Annotated in this window: 6 protein-coding genes; 1 reads left to right on the plus strand and 5 read right to left on the minus strand. The window is 36.2% G+C overall.

The annotated features are described in order from the left end of the window. Window positions 1-188, plus strand: a 188-nt coding sequence (locus G519_RS46585) for an ATP-binding protein (RefSeq protein ID WP_036635432.1), incomplete at its 5' end; no start/stop codon positions are given. An 850-nt stretch (window positions 189-1,038) separates the two neighbouring features. Here G519_RS46585 and G519_RS0137575 read toward each other — a convergent pair. The 5 genes from G519_RS0137575 to G519_RS0137595 all read right to left on the minus strand — a co-directional run bounded on the left by G519_RS0137575 (window position 1,039) and on the right by G519_RS0137595 (window position 5,369). Continuing rightward, window positions 1,039-2,208 (minus strand): hypothetical protein, encoded by a 1,170-nt coding sequence (locus G519_RS0137575; RefSeq protein WP_029198922.1) that lies wholly within the window; start codon window positions 2,206-2,208, stop codon window positions 1,039-1,041. 282 nt (window positions 2,209-2,490) lie between these two features. After that, window positions 2,491-2,988: a hypothetical protein gene (locus tag G519_RS0137580; RefSeq protein WP_029198923.1), complete on the minus strand. Its 498-nt coding sequence runs from the start codon at window positions 2,986-2,988 to the stop codon at window positions 2,491-2,493. 132 nt (window positions 2,989-3,120) lie between these two features. After that, on the minus strand, window positions 3,121-3,831 hold the full coding sequence (locus tag G519_RS0137585) for a hypothetical protein (RefSeq protein ID WP_029198924.1): 711 nt from the start codon (window positions 3,829-3,831) through the stop codon (window positions 3,121-3,123). A gap of 230 nt (window positions 3,832-4,061) precedes the next feature. After that, the gene (locus G519_RS0137590) at window positions 4,062-4,436 is read right to left on the minus strand and encodes a hypothetical protein (RefSeq protein WP_029198925.1); all 375 of its coding nucleotides are present in this window, start codon (window positions 4,434-4,436) and stop codon (window positions 4,062-4,064) included. Between the two features lie 456 nt (window positions 4,437-4,892). Beyond that, window positions 4,893-5,369 carry a GNAT family N-acetyltransferase gene (locus G519_RS0137595; protein ID WP_029198926.1) on the minus strand — a complete coding sequence of 159 codons (477 nt, stop codon included), beginning with the start codon at window positions 5,367-5,369 and terminating at the stop codon, window positions 4,893-4,895. Window positions 5,370-5,999 lie beyond the last annotated feature (630 nt).

Here is a 5,999-nt window from a genome sequence, read left to right on the forward strand (position 1 = left end):
TCATTGAGGCTCGGCATCAGAATGCCTCAACGATTTTCATCTCTCAATTTGCTCCCGAAGGATGGCACGATAAAATTGGAGAACACACCATGGCGGACGCCATCTTAGACCGTATCGTTCATAATTCCTATCACATGCTCATCGACGGCGAAGATTCGATGAGAAAGCGAAAAGCACAGTTGATTTAAGTCCAGCATTGCTAACGAGAGCCATCTATTCGCGGTGGCTCTCACCTCTGAGAGGGCGGCTCTATTTCATTAACAACGTGGCTCTCACTCATTAACCCAGCGGCTCTGCCGCACCGAAATATTCATTGATATTAATGGTAATCGAGATATCGATTTAAATTCAGCGCGAACCGAGGTTACTTACAATGAAAAATGGACTGATTTCGCTGAAACCCTTTCATTTGTAGTTTGTAGAGAGCTTTCTAAACAAGTATCATTTAAATATTGGGAAAAGTTAAAAAAAGTTTGGACATCTCGATGCAAAGATGAACTTTTCTTAAGGGGCCTTAATAAAGTCACCTATAAATCTTAAACTCCTTCTCATCTTTCATTGGAAATATTGGGGTTAATAAAAAGAAACACAAAACTCTTTACTTGCCTTTAATTAATAAAGCCAGTGTAACGGAGATTCCGCTTCACTGGCTTTATTTTACTGCCCTTTTTTGGTTATTATGGAAAACAAAATATTAACATCATCTGTGGGTACTTATACTTTGATTATGAAAAAGCTTAAATTATTCGTATTTCGTTAAAAATATGTCTCTAAATGGCCCTCAACTACCGCGGCATAATTATTCTTTGTTTTGTTCAACTATCAATTACATATTCCTTTAGGAGACTCGGATAGGCACGTACTATCCACAATCACTTTCAAACACTCGCTTCTGGATAGATCAGCATCATAGACATACCCTTCTATGTTTTTGCGTAAATGCTGAATATGTTGTTATACGCTGTCCATGTCTTCACTGAATATACTTTCAGTATTTCTATATCTGCTTAATAAAGTTTATTAAATCTAAATGTTTTGTTAGAAAGGTAGTTGAATTCTACTCAAAAAGAATTTGTCATCGCTCACTGCTTTAATATCTATATAAGGATTAGTTTTATAAAAAGTGGCGTTATTCTTCCACTTGCTGATTTCTTCAAAAAATACTATTTGACCTGTCAAGTTATCCTTCTTGTACCTACGATATTTTAGTAAAGTATCATCACCATAAGAATCATCTGCTATATATCTTGCAAGATAGCTGTCTTCTTTATCACTTACCAAGATCGTTTCTATTTCACAATTCTTACATAAAATCTCATCATCAATTTTATTTAAGAGAAGCACTCGAATTTCATCAGGCAACTCTTCATATTTTTCTTGTGATTCAATATAAATCACTGAATAATTACTATCGGGAGAATCCAGCATTTTTTGCTGTTTTGCTTTTAATTTGTGTATTCTATTTGCAATATACTTTTCTTTTACGTACTCGCTTTTCAATGTCCTAACAAAGTCTTTAAAAGAATTTCTAGTAAATTCATATATTGAATTTAGATAAGTAATAATATCCTGCTTACCATGTTGTACATCTTTCCTTAAAAATGGATTTATTTCAGTAATATTATTGGATCCTAGAAATTCCATAGAAACTTTAAGGTAAACATCATATGTGTGCTTTGAACGATTATTAAATGCATCTATGTAAATAAATTCAGAAGATGAACTAATGGTTTCGTACCATAAAGACATATCCGGAAAATCTTGTGCATATGTTTGTTGATCAAAAACACCCTTCATCTTTGGAAAATCGACACTGTCAATCTTTTTTGCCTTGTTGGCTAATAAAGCTGTATTGGAAATTTGGGACATTGAGTCAAATGAATTTCTAATATATTGAAAAAAGTCTTTTGTTAACTTGTTCAATAGAAACACAACCGGTACTTCTATATCAGAAACTTGTATTTTATAATTCGGAAGATTTTTTGTAGTAATTGAAACCTCTTTAAAATCATTCTCCTGATTCATTAAATTATTAAACAAATTATCCTTCCATTCATCATGCTCACTAGACATTTTATTAATTAGATCAAATATAACACTCTTACAAAACTCCGCTGTATCAATAGCTTTTGAGGTGTTTAATACAAATTGCCATGCATCATAAACATTATATTTATATAGCTCCATTTCAAGCATTTTATCAATCACGGGTCACGTTCCTCCACAATTCATAATGATTTTTCATTTTGGAGTGGTTACACTCCATCAATATCGCCTATTTGGTTTCAGGGTTTATAACGTTGTTGTATTCACGAACCCTCACCACCTTAATGCCGATAGGAACGTTGTTGTATTCACGAACCCGAGAACCTTAAGGCACGTAGTGCCGGCCGCGACGCGGTTAGGTTCGCAGAGGTTGTCTGCTGATTAACTTCCTCGAAATTCCTCTGCAGACCAAGGGAGCGTAGCGACCGCAGCGTGAATACGGTGTTAGCTGATGTCCTCGGCTTCTTGAAATGCTATAAATTTCTTTGCTTCTACTAAGATTTGATCCCTTACCTCTGTTTCATTGGGTTTATAGTACTTATCATCATAAATTATTCGATCAATATCTTCATCGAGATTCATCCAAATTGACAGATCTACTGGGTGATTCAGTTCTACAATTACTCTAAATATATCCCTAACAATGTCAAAATTGTTTCTTGTACCATTAATAATTTCCTTACAGAGGAAATACAGATATGTTCTAGCACATTCTTCAAATCCTGGAATACTAATTCCTAGTTCATATAATGCTTTATCGTAATACTCTTCAAACACAAAAAGACTCTCATTAGTACTCATTGATAGGATCATATATAAAGTGTCCGATTCAACATCCGATTCCGCTAAAGTATTTGCCCATTTCAAGTAATCTTTGGTTGTTACTGTATTATTAAATTTCTTATATAAGATAAGATTTGTTTCTCGGAAGAGTAATTTCATTTAAAATCTCCTTAATGTTTTTCGAAGATTTCAGCTAACGTTCTGTGTATTCACGAACCCGAGAGGCGAATGCCCCGAAGCGTGAATATGGTGTTAAGTGATGTCCCCGCCTTCGAAGGATCAACTATTCAATTATTTTTCTGCCCGACTTAATAATGTATCGACATCACAATATGCTCTTTCTGGCATCTCATCCCAAAATGAAATAACAGCAGATAAATAAGCTTCAAGATCACTTTCTGTCACTCTTAATGTGTATCCATTTAGCAAAACTGCTCCATGTAATTCCAAAGTATCAAAAGAATCATCTACTGGATCCCTACGGAAGAAGTCTGGTCTTATCTTTCTTAGCTTATCCGCAGAATCTCCATCACCATGCTTAATTGTATTTGTAAGAAATTTTAGTTCTCGTATTTTTGTCCAAGAAACTTTGTCCGAGATATTTATCCCGTGCAACCTAAATATTGTTTGAACATCTTTGAACTCCAATGCCTTCTTAATAAAGGAAAGCTCATGGCTCAATTCATTGATTGTAAAACGAATTAATTGTTGTTCCCAAGTATGATATAAGAGTGAAATTGTCATTAATAAGTGATTGGACTTCATAGTCAATAACGTAAGATACATTTCAACGCTTTCCTCTTGTGCCCACTCTGCCACCGACGCAGTATCAGTATCTTCATTTCCTGGATATTCTCGGAATAGTTTTTCACCATATTCCTTGGACTCTTCTTCTATATTGTTAAAGTAACTTTTGGTTTTATTATAGTAATCTAAAACTATTGATAATTCTTCTTGATGTCTTTCAATTAATGGTTTCCAAAAATATAGTTGAGTTTGCATCTAGAGCACTCCAATCAATGTTGATTTAGCGGGGATTTCACTTAACGTTGTTGTATTCACGAACCCGAGAGGCTTAAAGGAGCGAATGCGACTGGGTCGATTCTACTTCCTCGAAATGCCTCGGGCAGACCAAGGGGCATCAGCCCCAGTGTGAATATGGTGTTAGATGATGGATACGCCTTCTTCGAATTACTTGGAATTAAATCCCTTTATAATTTTGTTTAGATGTTTTATTCATTTTCTAATTTTTCAAAGTAAGATAACGGTAATATCCATGGAACACCAAAATCATCTTCATAATCATCATATAATCCCATAACGACCTGCGGTTCTAAATAGTCCTTGTTGTTAATCATAGTTACTGCCAGTTCTAGTGTTGGTCCTAGTCCTTCTTCTCCTAATTCAATTTGAAGTCCTTGTTCTTGTAAAATGGCCTTCATATTTACCGATAAAGCTCTTCTTCCTAATAATTCTCGATTTATAGGTTCACAACCTAAATGCGGGTAAAAGTCTACTCGCACTTCTATATGATTGATTTTGTATATCTTTAAAATATGTCCGGAATGATTAGTCCAACTACCAATGAACTTTTCAATATTCTCCATGAGTTAACCTCCATGTTGTTTATAAGGTTTTATAGCCTTGCGTATCTTTCATCTAACGTCTTTTTTGCGAAATTCACAAAATATTGTGCTATGTATGTATTCGTGAACTTCGTAGAATTTCCTTTTATTGATAATTTCATGAAATGAACACCATTACTCCCGTCTTTTATAAAACAACATGTTGCATGTTATTCGACCAATTTCTTACAAAGAATCGGTAATCGGTACATATTCTTGGCCTCATTCGGCAATCGGAACAAATTCTTGTCATTCATCGATGACAAGAATTTGTTCCGATAAAATAAAAAAGCCGCAGTTTCTGCGGATGTTTATCGGTCTATATTCTTGACACTCAACATATTGTCGGATGACAAGAACATATATCGTTCGCCGCCATTCGCACAAAAAAAAGCCGTCAATTTATTGACGACGACCCCCTTTAAAAATCTTAGCAAATCAGAGTTCCAACACAGTTATTGACTCGTCGTTAAAAACTTCACCGTTGTCACGGAATCCAAAGCTTTCATAAAGTTTTTTGGCAGCGATGTTTTCAAGTTTATAAGGAATCCAACAATAATGTGCTGGCCCTGCTGGATAGGTACGAATAAATTCCAAAATCTTTTTCATAGCCTCCCGACCATAACCCTTGTTCTGGTATTGCTTGTCAATCATCAGTCGCATGATACAATAGTTGTCTTCTGCGATTGATGGTTCTTCGTAACCTGTAATTCCATAAGCCAACATAACAAAACCGACCGGCTGCTCATCAGCGTAAATGACAAATGGAAATGGACGTCCCCCATTGGTTGCAAGAACATAACACGAAGCTACGCTTGACAGGTTGGACGCAACAAAGCTCCGTTGATCTTCCGAAACTTCTAAATTAAACATGGTACGCCGGTTTTCCAGTGTGATCTTTCTGAGTGTAATCATATAGATCTTCTCCCATCATCCCAATTCTTACTGCGTTGCGGCCGCATTAATACAATACAATTTATTCAAAAAAAGTAATAGACTTATGTTCAATTTTTTTATAACATATTATGTATCCATGTCTTTTTTAGGGTTATCCTTGTTGCTTTTGATCATTTTTGAGTTAGCCCCTTCTGCACAAAACTCATGCCGCACAACCACGTTTTAACAGGCTCCTGCGCGTTTCAACCTATAAAACTTGTCGTTACTTATGATACGGTTCACCGCGAATAATATTCAACAATCCTGCCCGTCCCTCGGTTTTAAGGGTTTATCTCACATATTCTCACTCATTCGCAGGATTTCGTCGCCTTGGAATACAGTTGCCGTTCGAATAGCAAGCTCATTAGACATCATTAGACACCGTTGTTTCGATTTTGGGCATGCGGGAACAGAAGAAGCGTTGGAACATTTCTCCAAGTGTTATTCTTCTGCACGCATACTCCACAATTTCCTTGGGGGTTCACCATCCCAAGACTCTACGGGTCTATGCCCTCACATTCCTTCGTTACACCTGACCAAGGCGTGGAGACCGATAACGTTTAGCTGACGGGTCTGAGCCCTTATCGGGCAGGAACTCGGTCCTCCGTG

The organism is Paenibacillus alginolyticus DSM 5050 = NBRC 15375 (assembly GCF_000422905.1).
Lineage (GTDB): Bacteria > Bacillota > Bacilli > Paenibacillales > NBRC-103111 > Paenibacillus_E > Paenibacillus_E alginolyticus.

What these genes read in the sequence shown, in the direction of transcription:
- G519_RS0137580 (WP_029198923.1), bottom strand. Translation starts at nt 2,988, where the DNA reads ATGAAATTACTCTTCCGAGAAACAAATCTTATCTTATATAAGAAATTT.
- G519_RS0137585 (WP_029198924.1), bottom strand. Translation starts at nt 3,831, where the DNA reads ATGCAAACTCAACTATATTTTTGGAAACCATTAATTGAAAGACATCAA.
- G519_RS0137590 (WP_029198925.1), bottom strand. Translation starts at nt 4,436, where the DNA reads ATGGAGAATATTGAAAAGTTCATTGGTAGTTGGACTAATCATTCCGGA.
- G519_RS0137595 (WP_029198926.1), bottom strand. Translation starts at nt 5,369, where the DNA reads ATGATTACACTCAGAAAGATCACACTGGAAAACCGGCGTACCATGTTT.